The organism is Streptomyces sp. NPDC023838 (assembly GCF_040639555.1).
In the GTDB taxonomy this organism is placed as follows: Bacteria; Actinomycetota; Actinomycetes; order Streptomycetales; family Streptomycetaceae; genus Streptomyces.
Window position 1 is genome coordinate 448305 of sequence record NZ_JBFAAD010000001.1, and the last position, 13230, is coordinate 461534.

Annotated in this window: 13 protein-coding genes and 2 pseudogenes; 10 read left to right on the forward strand and 5 right to left on the reverse strand. The window is 68.2% G+C overall.

Annotated features, from left to right (window positions below; all coding sequences use genetic code 11):
- Positions 1–48 precede the first annotated feature (48 nt).
- On the forward strand, positions 49–804 hold the full coding sequence (locus AB0G17_RS01730) for a hypothetical protein (RefSeq protein ID WP_361374386.1): 756 nt from the start codon (positions 49–51) through the stop codon (positions 802–804).
- A gap of 339 nt (positions 805–1143) precedes the next feature.
- Positions 1144–1476 carry a DUF2568 domain-containing protein gene (locus tag AB0G17_RS01735; protein ID WP_361374388.1) on the forward strand — a complete coding sequence of 111 codons (333 nt, stop codon included), beginning with the start codon at positions 1144–1146 and terminating at the stop codon, positions 1474–1476.
- 418 nt (positions 1477–1894) lie between these two features.
- Here the strand turns inward: AB0G17_RS01735 and AB0G17_RS01740 are convergent.
- Both AB0G17_RS01740 and AB0G17_RS01745 read right to left on the reverse strand, forming a co-directional pair.
- Positions 1895–2071, reverse strand: a pseudogene (locus tag AB0G17_RS01740) (IS982 family transposase); the annotation flags it as partial.
- A 287-nt stretch (positions 2072–2358) separates the two neighbouring features.
- Positions 2359–3621, reverse strand: coding sequence for a beta-ketoacyl-[acyl-carrier-protein] synthase family protein (locus AB0G17_RS01745; protein ID WP_361374390.1), 1263 nt, complete (start codon positions 3619–3621; stop codon positions 2359–2361).
- A 63-nt stretch (positions 3622–3684) separates the two neighbouring features.
- Between AB0G17_RS01745 and AB0G17_RS01750 the strand changes: the two genes are divergently transcribed.
- Positions 3685–4302: a TetR/AcrR family transcriptional regulator C-terminal domain-containing protein gene (locus AB0G17_RS01750; protein WP_361374392.1), complete on the forward strand. Its 618-nt coding sequence runs from the start codon at positions 3685–3687 to the stop codon at positions 4300–4302.
- Positions 4301–5125 (forward strand): annotated as a pseudogene (locus tag AB0G17_RS01755) (transposase); the annotation flags it as partial. The gene AB0G17_RS01750 and the pseudogene AB0G17_RS01755, both read left to right, overlap by 2 nt.
- A gap of 172 nt (positions 5126–5297) precedes the next feature.
- On the opposite strand, the gene AB0G17_RS01760 reads toward AB0G17_RS01755, so the two are convergent.
- Positions 5298–5513, reverse strand: coding sequence for a hypothetical protein (locus AB0G17_RS01760; RefSeq protein WP_361374394.1), 216 nt, complete (start codon positions 5511–5513; stop codon positions 5298–5300).
- 378 nt (positions 5514–5891) lie between these two features.
- Here AB0G17_RS01760 and AB0G17_RS01765 point away from each other — a divergent pair, with 378 nt between their 5' ends.
- Entirely contained in the window at positions 5892–6077 is a 186-nt protein-coding gene (locus AB0G17_RS01765) for a hypothetical protein (protein ID WP_361374396.1), read from the forward strand.
- Positions 6078–6135: 58 nt separating this feature from the next.
- On the opposite strand, the gene AB0G17_RS01770 is transcribed toward AB0G17_RS01765, so the two are convergent.
- The gene (locus AB0G17_RS01770) at positions 6136–6660 is read right to left on the reverse strand and encodes a hypothetical protein (RefSeq protein ID WP_361374398.1); all 525 of its coding nucleotides are present in this window, start codon (positions 6658–6660) and stop codon (positions 6136–6138) included.
- A gap of 647 nt (positions 6661–7307) precedes the next feature.
- Between AB0G17_RS01770 and AB0G17_RS01775 the strand changes: the two genes are divergently transcribed.
- The 3 genes from AB0G17_RS01775 to AB0G17_RS01785 are packed head-to-tail and all read left to right on the forward strand — an operon-like array spanning position 7308 to position 10662.
- Positions 7308–8483: a tyrosine-type recombinase/integrase gene (locus AB0G17_RS01775; RefSeq protein ID WP_361374400.1), complete on the forward strand. Its 1176-nt coding sequence runs from the start codon at positions 7308–7310 to the stop codon at positions 8481–8483.
- The gene (locus AB0G17_RS01780; RefSeq protein WP_361374402.1) at positions 8480–9940 is read left to right on the forward strand and encodes a hypothetical protein; all 1461 of its coding nucleotides are present in this window, start codon (positions 8480–8482) and stop codon (positions 9938–9940) included. The genes AB0G17_RS01775 and AB0G17_RS01780 overlap by 4 nt, the downstream gene beginning before the upstream one ends.
- A gap of 26 nt (positions 9941–9966) precedes the next feature.
- Complete coding sequence (locus tag AB0G17_RS01785; RefSeq protein ID WP_361374404.1) at positions 9967–10662, forward strand: tyrosine-type recombinase/integrase; 696 nt, start codon at positions 9967–9969, stop codon at positions 10660–10662.
- Here the strand turns inward: AB0G17_RS01785 and AB0G17_RS01790 are convergent.
- Positions 10635–11645 carry a terpene synthase family protein gene (locus AB0G17_RS01790; RefSeq protein WP_361374406.1) on the reverse strand — a complete coding sequence of 337 codons (1011 nt, stop codon included), beginning with the start codon at positions 11643–11645 and terminating at the stop codon, positions 10635–10637. The genes AB0G17_RS01785 and AB0G17_RS01790 overlap by 28 nt on opposite strands.
- Before the next feature lie 266 nt (positions 11646–11911).
- Here AB0G17_RS01790 and AB0G17_RS01795 point away from each other — a divergent pair, with 266 nt between their 5' ends.
- Entirely contained in the window at positions 11912–12940 is a 1029-nt protein-coding gene (locus AB0G17_RS01795; protein WP_361374408.1) for a transglutaminase domain-containing protein, read from the forward strand.
- Positions 12937–13230, forward strand: coding sequence for an acyl carrier protein (locus AB0G17_RS01800; RefSeq protein ID WP_361374410.1), 294 nt, complete (start codon positions 12937–12939; stop codon positions 13228–13230). The genes AB0G17_RS01795 and AB0G17_RS01800 overlap by 4 nt, the downstream gene beginning before the upstream one ends.

The following is a 13230-nucleotide window of genomic DNA, read 5'->3' on the forward strand; positions in this document are numbered from 1 at the left end:
ATGAATCATCGTTGGCGCTGTTCTCGGTTGTGGGGTCAGGATGTCCACATGCCTGAGCCTTTGCACATCTCGACGAACATCTCGACAGCCCGTCTGGCACTCGTGGGTGACCGCTCGCCCAGCGTCCGGGCCCACACCCGCATCCCCACTCTCCTCGACGCACTGGCCCAGCGCGACCAGCTGGTCCTGGACGCGTATTGGATCCCGACCCAGGACGCAGAATCCGCCGACGCCCTCGACGGCTTCGACGCCATCTGGTTGGTGCCCGGCAGCCCGTATCGGAGCGAAGCTGGGGCCATCGCGGCGGTGTGCACCGCGCGTGAGCAGGGGATCCCGTTCCTGGGCACCTGTGGTGGCTTCCAGCACGCGGTCCTGGAGTTCGCGCGCGACGTGTGCGGGCTCTCGGGTGTCAACCACGCGGAGAACCGGCCGGAGGCGGACGACCTCCTGATCGTCCCGCTGGCATGCTCCCTGGTCGGTCACGAGGGTGTGGTCAACGTGGAGAGGGGATCGTTGGCGGAGCGTGTCCTGGGGGCTGAGCGGAGCGTCGAGCGCTACCACTGTTCGTACGGCACCAGCCCGGACTACCTGGATGCACTGCGTGCGCACGGACTGCGCTTCAGCGGCGCCGACGAGGCGGGCGACGTGCGGATCGCCGAGCTGCCGGACCATCCGTTCTTCCTCGCCACCTTGTTCCAGCCCGAACTCGCGGGAGACGGCACCCGGCCCCACCCGATGATCCGGGCGCTGGCTTCCGCCGCGGTCGAGCACGCCGCCAAGGGCTCTGCACGGATGCTCACGTGAGCCGATCCGCCTGCGTCTCGCGCACTGACACGGTGCCGGTGACCTTGCGACGGGTGACGTCGGTGGCGTAGGCGGCCCAGCGGCAGTCAGTGCGCTCTGAATGTCTCCGCCCCGACAAGTGAACTCTGGGGCACTGAGCCGGAGTTCGCCGTCGACGGCGGCCGCGTCGGCCTTGTGCCGGACGCCAATCACCAAGACCGCCCGAATAAGTCCGGTGTCTGGGGCGGTTCTTGAGTCTCCCGTGCGGTGGTCTGTAATCATGGAGGGGCTGCGACGGAGGGAATTGCGCGTATGTCATCCGGGTATGGCTTTCACCCGTTGGCTCTGGGTGTGAGGTTCGTGTTGGAGCTGGTGGCTCTGGTGTGCTTCGGGCTCTGGGCATGGGATACCGCGCCTGCTTCCCTGCGGTACGTCTGCGTGGTTGCCGTTCCCCTGGTCGTGGCTGTGCTGTGGGGGGTGTTTGCCACCCCGGACGATGCATCCCGGTCCGGAGGGACGGTGATCGCGACCCCTGGTCCGCTGCGGTTCCTGCTGGAGCTGGCTGTGTTCTTCGGTGGTGCGGCGGCGTTGTACGCGGCGGGATCCCGCACTCTCGCCGTGATGCTCGCCGGTGCGCTGGTCGTGTACCACCTTCTGTCGTGGGACCGGGTTGTGTGGCTGCTCCGGCATTGAGCCCGCCCCAGACGCATCAGGCCGGTGGCGCGTTCGGGAACACAGAGAGGGTGCCCGAGATCGTTGTGTGACGAATGACCTGGACACTTTGCTGAACACGCTGTACGTGAAAGTCGATGACGAGCTGGAAGTCAGCCGTTGGATGGGTAGGCCACCGCGGCTGACCGTGGCCAAACTGGTCACCCTCGCAGTCGTGCAGGCCGCTCGGCTTCCATTCCAAGAGGCGCGGGTTGCGGTACGCACACACACCTGGCCGCGATGTTCCCGAACCTTCCGCAGCAGTCCGGGTACACAAGCGCCTCAAGGCGGCCTTGCCGCTTCTGAAGAAGGCGATACGGATGCGCCGTGCCGGACCGGCTCGTCCTTGCGGTCGGGCCGTACCAGGTGGGCGCTGAGCCGCTCGGTGACGAACGCTTGGTGCCAGGTCGGAGCGTTTGACCGTCTCGCGGGAGGCCGCGCACGGCAACAGGGGTGGAGTCGAGCAGCCGCAGATCGTCGTCCCAGGTGGGCACTTGTCGGGCCAAGCCTCGACCACCGGGCTGATCAGTAGGCCGACGGCGCTGAGGTGTTTGTTGTAGGCGGACTGCTGGGCCAGGTAGCGAAAGAGTGCCCGAGGTGGGCGTGTGTGAAGCGGAACCAGTCCTGGGCCGAAGGAAAGCCAAGCAGGCCTGGGCAACAGCCAGGCGCAGCTGGTCGGCGTCCGTCAGTTTCTGGGGCCGCCCGATCCGGCGACAAGGCGCCACACGGTCGTCGATGAACACGTACAGTGCCGCCGGAAGGGCGTCCAGGTTTGTCTTCACACACTGACCAACGGGCGCCCCTCGCCATGGTCGCGACCAGCACAAACATCGGACTCACTCATCTAGGCTGCGTTCGCTCGCGTCATGACGTGGTCGAGGCTGTACGGGACGCCTGGTGTCGTACGCCAGTGACGATAAGTGAGACGTTCTGTCCACCGAAGCCGAACGAGTTGCTGAGTACGGCCTCCTGGGGGATGTCGCGACGCTCTGCGACGACATCGAGGTCGATGTCGGGATCGACGCCGGCCGTGGTGAGGTTGCGGGTCGGCGGGATGACGCCGTGCTCCACACTGAGGACGGCGATGAGTGCCTCGATCGCGCCGGCGGCGCCAAAGAGGTGGCCGAGCGCTGCCTTGGGCGCTGTCACGGTGGCGCGCCCGAAAACCACTCCGATCGCGTGTGCCTCGGCGACATCGCCGACCGGAGTTCCCGTGGCGTGGGCGTTGATGTGGCTGATCTGCTCGGGAGCCAAGCCGGCTTGCGCGAGGGCCTTCCGCATGGCGGAGATCTGACCGGAGCCGTCGGGAGCGGGTGCCGTGATGTGGTGAGCGTCGGCGCCGATGCCGGCGCCCGCGAGCACCGCGTGGACGCGCGCGCTCCGGGCGTTGGCATGCTCGGCGCTTTCGAGCACCATGACAGCGGCGCCTTCACTGAGGACAAATCCGCTGCGGTCCGCGGCGAACGGCCGGGACGCTGACGCGGGTTCGGCGGTGTGCCGCGACAGTGCTTGTGCCTGGGTGAAGCCGGCGACGGTGATCGGGGTGATGGCGGCCTCGGTACCGCCCGCGATGACCACGTCCGCCTCGCCGGCGCGGATGAGCCTGGCGCCCAGGGCGATCGCCTCGGCACCGGAGGAGCACGCCGAGACGGGCGTGTAGACCCCGGCCCGTGCGCCGTATTCGATGCTGATCAGCGCCGCCGCCGCGTTGGGCATGAGCATCGGGACCGTGCGTGGCGAGACGCGCCGCGTCCCGGCCGCCTCCAGTACGTCGTCTTCCCTCAACAGCGTCCGTACGCCACCGATGCCCGTGCCTATCGCCGATGCGAGCCGATCCGGGTCCACCTCCGGGGCACCGGCATCGGCCCAGGCTTCGGCCGCTGCGGCGAAGGCCGCCTGCTGCGAGCGGTCGAGCCGCCTGGCCTGCACCGGCAGCAGCAACTCGGCGGGGTCGATCGCCATCGTCCCCGCGACGATGTCGGGAAGGCCGACGTCCTCGTGGCCGCGCAGGCCGCCGCCGCGGATGCCGGACTCGCCGGCAAGCAGGGCGTCCCAGGTGGACGCCACGTCTGCCCCGAGTGGTGTGATCGCGCCGAGTCCGGTCACGACGACTTCAGTCTGGTGCATGCCTCAACCCTTCTTGTATGCGATACAAGTGAATGACCTTGTTGTATCACATACAATCCACGGGTGGAGAAGAAGCGAACCGAAGCCCGAGCAACGTCGACTCCGGCGCTCGACCGTGGTCGCGCGACGAGGCGTCGCCTGATTGAGGTCACTGCCCGGCTCTGCAAGGAGCGGCCCGGTGCCGAGGTGAGCGTCGCGGAGATCGCGAAAGCGGCCGAGGTCTTCCCCAATCAGGTCACCTACTACTTCGGCTCCAAGGACTCGCTGCTCGTGCACGCCGCCTTTCTTGGCTTGCTGCACGACACCCGACGGATTGAGCGCATCGGTCGCCAAGCCCCCGACGCGGCGACATTTCGGCGCAACATCGCCCGCGCCGTACTGGCCATGCCCTCGCTCCCACCGGTCGCGCGAGCACTCGCAACCGGTATTTCCAAGCCCGAGCTCGGCCCCGTGGTCGACCGGCACCTTCAGTTGTTGTTCCGGCAGTCCGAGCGCTTCGTGAGCCAGCTCATCGACGGTCGCGGCTGGAGGGCCCGTCGGCCACTCGACGTGGAGGTCAGGACGTTCTGGAGCACCGCGCTCGGCGCAGTGCTGCTGGTCCGCGCCGGGGCACACGGCACTAACGGCGACCTCGACCTCGCTGGAGCATTGACCATCCACGACGAATCCGAACCCGGCTAGCATTCGGAAACTCGCCGATCACCTGCGCCGCGACCGCGCCCGCCCGATACGGATCGGCCGCGAGGCCCTGTCGGCCGCGAGGCCCTGCGCTGCCTGCTCGCCCGCCGCGGGATCACCTTCCAACGCACCAAGACGTGGAAAGAGTCCACTGACCCGGACTTCGACGCCAAGCTGGACCGCATCAAGTACGTGCTCCACGAGCGCCCGGACCGGACCTTCGCCTTCGACGAGTTCCGGCCGCTGGGCATCCTCCCGACCACCGGGGCCTGCTGGGCTGAGCAGGAGAGGCCCGACCGGTTGCCGGCGACCTGTCACCGCACTCACGGCACCCGCTACTTCCGTGGCTGCTACTCGGTCGGCGACGACACTCTGTGCGGCGTCAACAGACGCCGCAAGGGCATCGGCCCGCCCTGGGCCACGCTCAAGAGCATCCGCGCGGCCCGCCCGGACGGCGCCCCGGTCTATGTGATCCTGGACAATCTCTCCACCCACGAGAACGGGCGTATGCGCCGCTGGGCGACGAGGAACAAGGTCGAGCTGTGGTTCACCCCGACGAACGCGCCTGGGGCCAACCCGATCGAGGCACACTTCGGGCCGCTGCGACAGTTCCCCCTCGCCACCTCCCACCACCCCAACTACACCGTCCAGACCCGCCAGTTGCACCGCTGTCTGCGCTGGCGCAACCAGAACCCCGCCACCCGACGTCCTGGCCGTACAGCGTCGCGAACGCGCCCGCATCCGCATCCGCATCCGTATCCGTATCCGTATCCGCATCCGCAGCGAGAAGGGTATTCGCCGGGGCGGACGCCCCCTCGCCTCTTGAGGGCATGCCATGGTGATGGTCCGTCATGTCCTGGCATCAGTGCGAAACTTGCCAAGCTCCTCTGCTTTTCTCGACTCCGTGGATTTCGCTGAGGATGCACACGATGTTGGAACCGGCCCCGAACATCCCAGGCTCGTGCCTTCCGGAGCCGTCCCCTCGGCGGTATGCAGGTTCAGGTGAGCCGCAGGTCAGCACCAGATGCCAGCTTTCGCAGCTCAGCGGGCAGACTGGGCGCATCTCGCCAAGCGGCTACGATCGCGAGAAGCGCCTGCGAGGCGGCCTCGGCAGCGGCGCCGGGCTGACCAGTGTCGAGTTCGGCGAACAGCTGCTTGCAGCGGACGTTGGTGACGTCGTACGGGGCGCTCCAGGCACGGGCCGCATCGGCCACACCCGAGTCCTCGGCATGAGCCGGCTCACCAGGCAGCCGACTGGCAACCGAGCCAGCGGAGTGGCCAGCCCGTGAACGAAGTCACGCAGAGCGTGGAGTTGAGGTCGGGTCGGTAGGGACGGCTGGACGATGCGCTCGGTCACCGGCCGACTCTATCCGTGCCCTCCCGGCCTCCGCCCTCGGCGCCGGTTCCAACTCCCGACCGCCCGCACCCGGCTGCAGCGGCTGGAGGGCCTGCTCGCCGCCCGCCCTGCGCGCAGGCGGCTCGGCGGGAGCCGGTCGAGGACGTCCAGGGCGCGCTGAGCGGCGTCGGGAGGCTGGTCGGATGCCTCGGCTTGGGCGAGCAGGAGGGTGGCGGCGGCCCATCCGGAGGTGCCAGTGAAGCAGGCGACCGTGGAGGCCTCGGCGCGGCCGCGGGCCTGGTCGGTGCGGGACCAGCGCGAGGTGTGTATCGGCCTGGCGCAGAGCGAGTTCGGCTTCGTCGAAGGCGAAGCGCCTCGGAGCGTGGCTGGCCGCGTCGGCTTCGAGTTCGGCCGAGGCCAGGTCGGGGGCATCAGCGCCTGACCCTCACCGATCACCAGGGGCCGCCGACCTGACGGTTGGCGGCCCCTCGCAGCCAGGGCTACTTACCGGCCAGACCCAAATTGGCCCCGCCCCGTAGGTCCGCAAACCCCTGCGCGATGACAGCAGCCGGCTCCAGGCATGCCTTGCGCGTGTCCGCTGCCGTCGGACCCGTGGCGCATCGCAGGGCTTCGTACGTACGTACCGCGGTTTGGAGCTTCCGGGCGACGGAATCGAGCGTCGCGAATCCTTGACGCTCATTGATCTCGCGCAAGGCCAGGCTGGCAGCCTCGGATGTGGCATAGGCTGCTGCCTTGCACTTCGCAGTGAACATCTGAGGCGACGACGTCGAGCAGGGCGAGTTCGTGCCAGAACCGAACTGTCGTTCATTCGTCGAGATGCGCTCCTCAACGGTGAGCTTCACCTTCTCAGCGGCCTGCGCCTTCGCCGAGACCGGCTCACTCGACGACGAGGGGGAGGTCGAGGGCCGGCCCGAGCGATTCACGCCTTCGGAATCGCTGCATCCCGTGATGAGTACCCCTGCCAGACCCAGCATGGCCACTGATCGCAATGCACGCCACTTCATTTTTCTCCCCCTTCGAACTGTCGCGTCACCCTACCCGAGGGCTCGAACAAGATAAGAGAGCGTTCAGAGACAGGTACTCGTACTTCCCACTCTCACCACATCGTGCAAAACCGGAACATGTGAGGAAGAGAAGCAGCTCTGGCTGATTTCAAGGCTCTGGCCGGAGTTCCGTGAAGCTATGACGTCAGCCGGTAGTTGGCAACTCCGGTCCCGAGTCGAACCGGGCCTCGGCCCACACTCGCGCGATCAAGGAAGCGGCGCCCGACGCCGTGGAAGTCGCCGACCGTTGGCACCTGCTCCAGAACCTCGCGGCCGGCCGTGGAGAAGACCTGCCACCAGCATCGCGCCTGCCTGCGTAAACGCATCGACAAAGGTGACCAGCCGCATCCCGGTGGCACCGCTGCTGAGGCAGCTCCCATGCCGCAGGTCCCGGGGTAAACGTGGCCGGCTCCGCCGCCGCCCGGACGTGGTGTCGGCCGACCGCGGCTACAACCACGACAAGTACAGCCGCCTACGGATCCGCTGGGAGATTCGCGATGACATCCACGAAGCCTCCCTCACTCTTGGTTTTATCTTCACCGTGATCTTTCCAACAGCCACGTCAGCCACATGCATGCTGAACTGGCCGGATCAACGGTATCCAAGGGGTGTTCGGCATCACAGGCACGTTCGTCACGTCCTTCCGCGCAGAGCGGGCGACGCTGACCCAGGACAAGACAGGGTGGGTGATCGTCGGAGCTGACGACTACGCCCTCCACCGTGAAGGCTCGCTGTTCCTCGCAGGTCTGCGAGACGCCGGCAGGGCCTACAACACGGAGAAGACCTACGCCGGGCGGGCGGCGCTGTACCTGACGTACTGCACGTCCCACCACCTGGAATGGGCCCAGATCACCGTGTGGCAGCTCGCGCGGTTCCTGCACTGGCTGGTGGAGGAGCCGCTGCCATCGCGCGCCCGCGGGGGAGGCGGGCCGGAACTATTCCGCGACGAGAACACCGCGAATGCGATCGTGGGCACGGTCTGCGAGTTCCTGAGCTTCGGCGTTCGCATGCAGTGGGTCGATCCTGAACTCGCCGGTCAGCTGACCGAGCCCCGCTACCTGCGGTATCTACCGAAGGGCTTCAACCCGGGCGAGAACGACCAGCACCGCACGGTCCGCACGCGAATACTCAAGCTCCGGGGCGTCGACTCGGGGATCGAGTGGCTGACGGTCGAGCAGATCGCCCGCCTGATCGACGTGACCCGGCACGCGCGGGACCGCTTCCTGGTGCTCCTGCTGTGGTGTACCGGCATGAGGATCGGCGAGGCGCTCGGACTGCGCCGTGAGGACATGCACCTCCTGGCCGACTCGCTGGCTTTCGGCTGCCAGGTCAAAGGCCCGCACGTGCACGTACGGCGCCGCTTGAACAGCAACGGCGCGTGGGCGAAGTCGCGGAAGCCGCGCGCCATCCCGGTGACCGCAGACCTCGGCATCGCTTATGCCGACTACCTTCACGAGCGTTCGGTGGTCCCGCAGGCCGACTTCAGCGACCAGGTCCTGGTCAACCTCTTCCGGGAACCGCTCGGACAGGCGATGACGTACTCCGGAGTCAAGGGACTGTTTGACCGGCTCGCCCGGCGGGCGGACCTGATCGCCCGGCCCCACATGATCCGTCACAGCGCCGCCACCGAGTGGATCCGCCAGGGCACCGACCGGTCGGTGGTCTCCGACCTCCTCGGGCACATGTCCGAGTCGTCCATGGCCCCATACGTTCATGTCGACGAGGGATCGAGGCGGGCCGCGGTCGAGAAGGCGGACGCCCGACGCCGGGAGCTGGCCCGATGACCATCGACATAGCGGCCGCCGTGGCCGAGCCCCGCGTTGCCAAGCTGCCCGTCGACCGCGCAGGGTGGATGGCCTGGCTGACCGAGAACACCGAACAAGACTGGCGCCCGGACGAATGGGATGCGGCGAACTGGCTGTTCACCGGCGATCCGGACAAGGACGAGACCGCGATATGGCGGTGCAACAGCGCTGGCTGCCACGTCGCGGTCCGCGCGACACGACACCTGTGCCGGTCCTGCTACGAGCAGTTCCTCGAAAGCGGGCTGAGCCGCGAGGAGTTCGTCGACGTCGGCCGCCGCACCCTGGTTCATTCCCTGCCTGGGGAGCGGGCGAGTTGCTCGGTCGAGCGTGACGGCGTGCGCTGCGCCCTGGAGGCCCAGTCGCGGGGCGCGTGCACCCCGCACTACGTCAAATGGCGCTACCATCGCAACAGCGGGAAGACGGCGCTTGCGCTGGAGACCTGGCTCCAGGCCGAGGCCGAGCCGCTCCCGCCGGGCACACCGTGCCTGGTGGGAGCCTGCGCCGGCAGCGCCCACGGCCGGGTGCCGCTGTGCGCGTACCACCGTGATCGCTGGCGCCGCCACCGGAACAAGGCCGGCATGGAGGGCACGATCTACGAGGGCCTGGAGGAATGGGCCGCCGTACAGCCGCCCTGGCTGACCGGCTTCCAGTTCTCGCTCGTCCCGCTTCCCGAACTGGTCCGCCACGAGCTTCTCTTCGCGCTGGCCGAACGCGACAAGCAGCGCCCGACGCTCAGCCCTGTCGCGATGCGGCTGATGGTCCGGGGACTGGAGGGCGTCTCTTCCATCGCCGAGCTCACGGACACCAAGCTCGGCGACCTGGGATACCTCGACCGAAACTGCGAGGCCCACTGGAACGACGTCGTACGTGTCGTGCGGGGCGCTTTCGACCGCTTCCGGGGCGTCGACCCGCTGGAGCGGCCGGTCTGGGAACTTGGCGACCTGGGCCTGCGCTCCCGCACACGATCCGGTGTCCGCGTGTCTTCACGCCGGCTGGACGTCACACAGATCCGCCAGGAGTGGCTGCGCCGCCTGCTCGCCGACTGGGTCAAGGAGACCACCCCCGACAACGACGACTTCCGGCGCACCTTCGAAGGCTGCTTGTCCGCGTCGCGGGCCCTGTCCGCGCGGCCCGGCGGCGGGCATGACCCCGGCGCACTGAAGGTCACCGACATGGACGCGGTCGTCGCCGCGATCCGCGACCGGAAACGCCAGGACGGCACCGCCACCCTCGCCTACGGCTCCCGCGCCGAGCTCCTCGCCCATTTCTGCCAGTTGCTCGACTTCGGGCGGCGCCTTCAGATCCTCGACCACGTCGCCTCTGTCTTTGCCCGCCATCCGCACCACAAGATCCCGTACGAGGACATGGCCGAGGACATGGCCGGCAAGGCCATCCCGGAGTACGTGGCGCTCAGCTCGATGCCCACGTCCACCTGATCGGCGACGGCTTCACCTACGCGGATATGGCGCCCGACGTGGTCAAGGCCATGCTGCGCACCGTCTACATCCTGCTGCGCGACACCGGCCGCCGCACCTGGGAGGTGCGCTGGCTCCGGATGGACTGCCTCGAAGCGCAGGACAACGAGTACATCCTGATCTGGGACAACCACAAGGCCCGCCGCAACCGACGCCGCCTGGAGATCGGTAGGGAGACGGCCTTCGCCATCCAGGAGTGGCTCGCAATCCGCCGGACCCTGACGATCCCAGCCCGGTCGAGGACCTTCCTGTTCCCAGCCGCACGCCACGGCTACGACGCGTGCATCGACTCCGACACCGTCGCCAAGATGCTCCGGCGCTGGGTCGACGGCCTGCCGGAACTGCTCACCGACACCGTGGACAAGGACGGCAACCTCCTGCCGTTCGACCGCAGCCGCATCTTCGCCTACGCCTTCCGCCACACTTACGCCCAGCGTCACGCGGACGCAGGCACGGAACTGAACACCCTGCGTGATCTCATGGATCACAAATCGGCAGATACCACCATGGGTTATTTCAAAGTGTCCATGGAGAAGCGTCGCAAGGCCGTTGAGACGATGCGCCAGCACGTCGTTGACCGGCCGGCAATCCGGCGCCGACGCCGTCCGCGACCGCGTACGAGGCCCGCTCGGGCCCACCCTGCCCCGACGCGCCGTCAGGCAGTCACACAGCCAACAACGTGACAACGCCGCTGGTCGTCACGGGCAGATCCGCCGGACTGCATGCGGTCTCGTACACGCGTGGCATCGGCGGCGTAGCGGTTGGTGCGGGCCATCCAGGTAAGGGAGGCTGTGACGTAGCGCTCCACCTGGGTCACGTACGCCCCCAGCTCGGCCGCCTCATCCGGCGGCAGTGTGCAGGTTTCGCGCAGTTCGCCGGCGGTGATGCGGAAGTCCTTTTGGCGCTGGGTGATCCTGGCGCTCACTCGCCGGCGTGCCGTGCTCGTGTCGCAGCCGTCTCCCCGGGCGATGAGGGTGACGAGGTTGTCCTGGCCGACGGTGGCGTCGTCGCAGGCGGAGGCCAGGTCGTTGACCCAACCGGCGATGTCGGCTCCGGCCCGGCGCAGAGCCGCCAGGCCAGCCTCCAGCTCTGGTGGCAGATCCTCGGGCAGCGGGGCATGCCCGGTACGTTCCAGCACCGTGAGCATGGGCAGCACGGTGATCGTGCGGCGCCGCAGCCGCACGTAGGCGTCCGTAGTGAGCTGGGTCGCGCTCTGGCGGATGGTCACCTCCTGCTCTGTGGCATCCAGGAAGTCGGTGTAGTCCTGCACCAGGCGCCGGCGCCAGGCGGCGCTCATCCCCGCGGCGGTCCGCGCGAACAGGTCGGCAAGCACCCGAGCGTGCCGACCGGTCACCTCGCGCAAGTCCACGTCGGACGCAAGGACACGGCGCAAGGGCGCGGTGAGCTGTTCGAGGTCACGGGCTGCCATGCCCAGGTCGCGCCGGTCGATGTGGTCATCCAGACAGCAGATGAACGCCGCCCACTGAGCTGTCAACACCACATCCGCGAGATCACCCCCAGGCAGCGCTCCACTAGCCAGGATGGTGAGCCGCATCCGGGCCAGGCGCCGCTCCTCGTGCTCGCCGGTGACCAGGCCGGTATCCCGCGCCCACCGCAACACCGCCTCGTGCCCCGCAGGCACAGCTTCCCCCGCTCGATCCACCATGCACCAAGAGTGACAGATCGCCTACCAAGCGCGAAAGGGGTGCATGTGGTGAAACCGCACGCTCCCACTGCCCGATTGACAGCAATCGTGCAGCCGCATCCGCTCCGGCCGGGGCGCGGCCGTGACGCAGCTGCAGGAGTGTCGTTCAAAGGGCAGCCAGGCGAAATGCATCAGCAGGTCGGCTTGGAGCCTGCCCCCTCAGCTCATCGGAGGCTGCCATCCCCACCCCCGCCAACACTCCTGCTGGGGCGTCTGCCGACCCGCAGGTGCGCGCACTGGCACAGGTGCCGGCGTCCGCGGACGAGCCGGTGCCCTTCGACGCGCTGGCCGCGGCGCTGGAGCGCTTCCACATGGTCCCGGCCTGGGCCGCCCGCTACGACACCGACACCGCGGTGGCCGCAGCCTTGTTGCGCACCCTGCCCGAACATGTCGCCGGCCTCGCCGCACGTGGTCTGCCGTGCCTCGTCGACCCTGTGCGCGGCCCGCTGTTCGAGCGGGCCGACCTGATCAACGTTGGACTGCTGTCGGCAAGCGAACGCACCACCCTGGAGATGGCGCTGCGCTTCCTCCTCGCCTTCACCGCCGACCCGTCCGGTGAATGGCTGGACGCCAAAGACTGGCTGGTCACCGTGCATCTGCCGGAGGCCGACAGCGGCCGCTACCGACTGCGTGTACCCGACTTCACTGCCCCAGGCATTGCCGTTCTGCCCGCCGACGGACTGCGCCTGCCGCCGCGCGGCGTGGAGTTCGACACCCGCGGACACCAGGCAGCGGTCCGCATCACCGGCGCATACCACCAGGTCCACGATCCGCAGGCACGCGACATCTACCTGCAGATGCTCGACGATCTGCACGCCCGCCGGGTGATCTACCAGTGCGTCGCCGAACCACTGCGCCTAAACCACCAGCAGGCATGGCAGGCAGGCATGGCCGACTGCATCGTCGTCAGCCGCCTCATCACCGACCGGCTGCGCGCGGCCGGCCTGACCGCACGAGCCCGCCGCGGCTACCTCCTCGGAGTGACCGGCACCGAGCACGCCTGGTGCGAGCTGTTCGAAGACGGCCGGTGGAAGCCCATCGACGTCGGCCTCGCGTTCATTCCCCGCCGCTTCCCCGGCGGCCAGGACTTCCCCGACACCCGCGAATTCACCGACGCCTGCTTCGGCAGCCGCCTCAACCGCCTGCTGCCCTGCACCGGCACCGACGCCGCCTCCCTCATCCACGACACCCTCGACGACCAGCCCCGCGCCATGTTCGGCCTGGCCAGCGGAACACTGTGGAAAGAAATGTCATGACCCCCACCACCGAACAACTCGACCACGCCCGCCACCTGCTGCGCGGCTGCCTGCGCCCACCGGCGATGGCCGACCTGATCAGCGACAGCGACAACCTCGCCCATGCGGGCGTCGACTCCCTGGCCACGATCCAGCTGATCGCCCGCTGCGAGGACCTCCTAGGCCGCCCCCTCACCCACCACGAGACCCACGGACTCAACTCCATCACCGCCATCGCCGCGCTCCTGCACACCGGCGCCACCGACACCACCGGTGCCGGTGGCGGCACTGTCCTCGAAGAAGGGAACTGA

Bases quoted from the DNA above. Each gene is read 5' to 3' on its own strand.
- AB0G17_RS01745 (WP_361374390.1), bottom strand. From the start codon at position 3,621: ATGCACCAGACTGAAGTCGTCGTGACCGGACTCGGCGCGATCACACCA.
- AB0G17_RS01800 (WP_361374410.1), top strand. From the start codon at position 12,937: ATGACCCCCACCACCGAACAACTCGACCACGCCCGCCACCTGCTGCGC.
- AB0G17_RS01730 (WP_361374386.1), top strand. From the start codon at position 49: ATGCCTGAGCCTTTGCACATCTCGACGAACATCTCGACAGCCCGTCTG.
- AB0G17_RS01785 (WP_361374404.1), top strand. From the start codon at position 9,967: ATGGCGCCCGACGTGGTCAAGGCCATGCTGCGCACCGTCTACATCCTG.
- AB0G17_RS01780 (WP_361374402.1), top strand. From the start codon at position 8,480: ATGACCATCGACATAGCGGCCGCCGTGGCCGAGCCCCGCGTTGCCAAG.
- AB0G17_RS01770 (WP_361374398.1), bottom strand. From the start codon at position 6,660: ATGAAGTGGCGTGCATTGCGATCAGTGGCCATGCTGGGTCTGGCAGGG.
- AB0G17_RS01790 (WP_361374406.1), bottom strand. From the start codon at position 11,645: ATGGTGGATCGAGCGGGGGAAGCTGTGCCTGCGGGGCACGAGGCGGTG.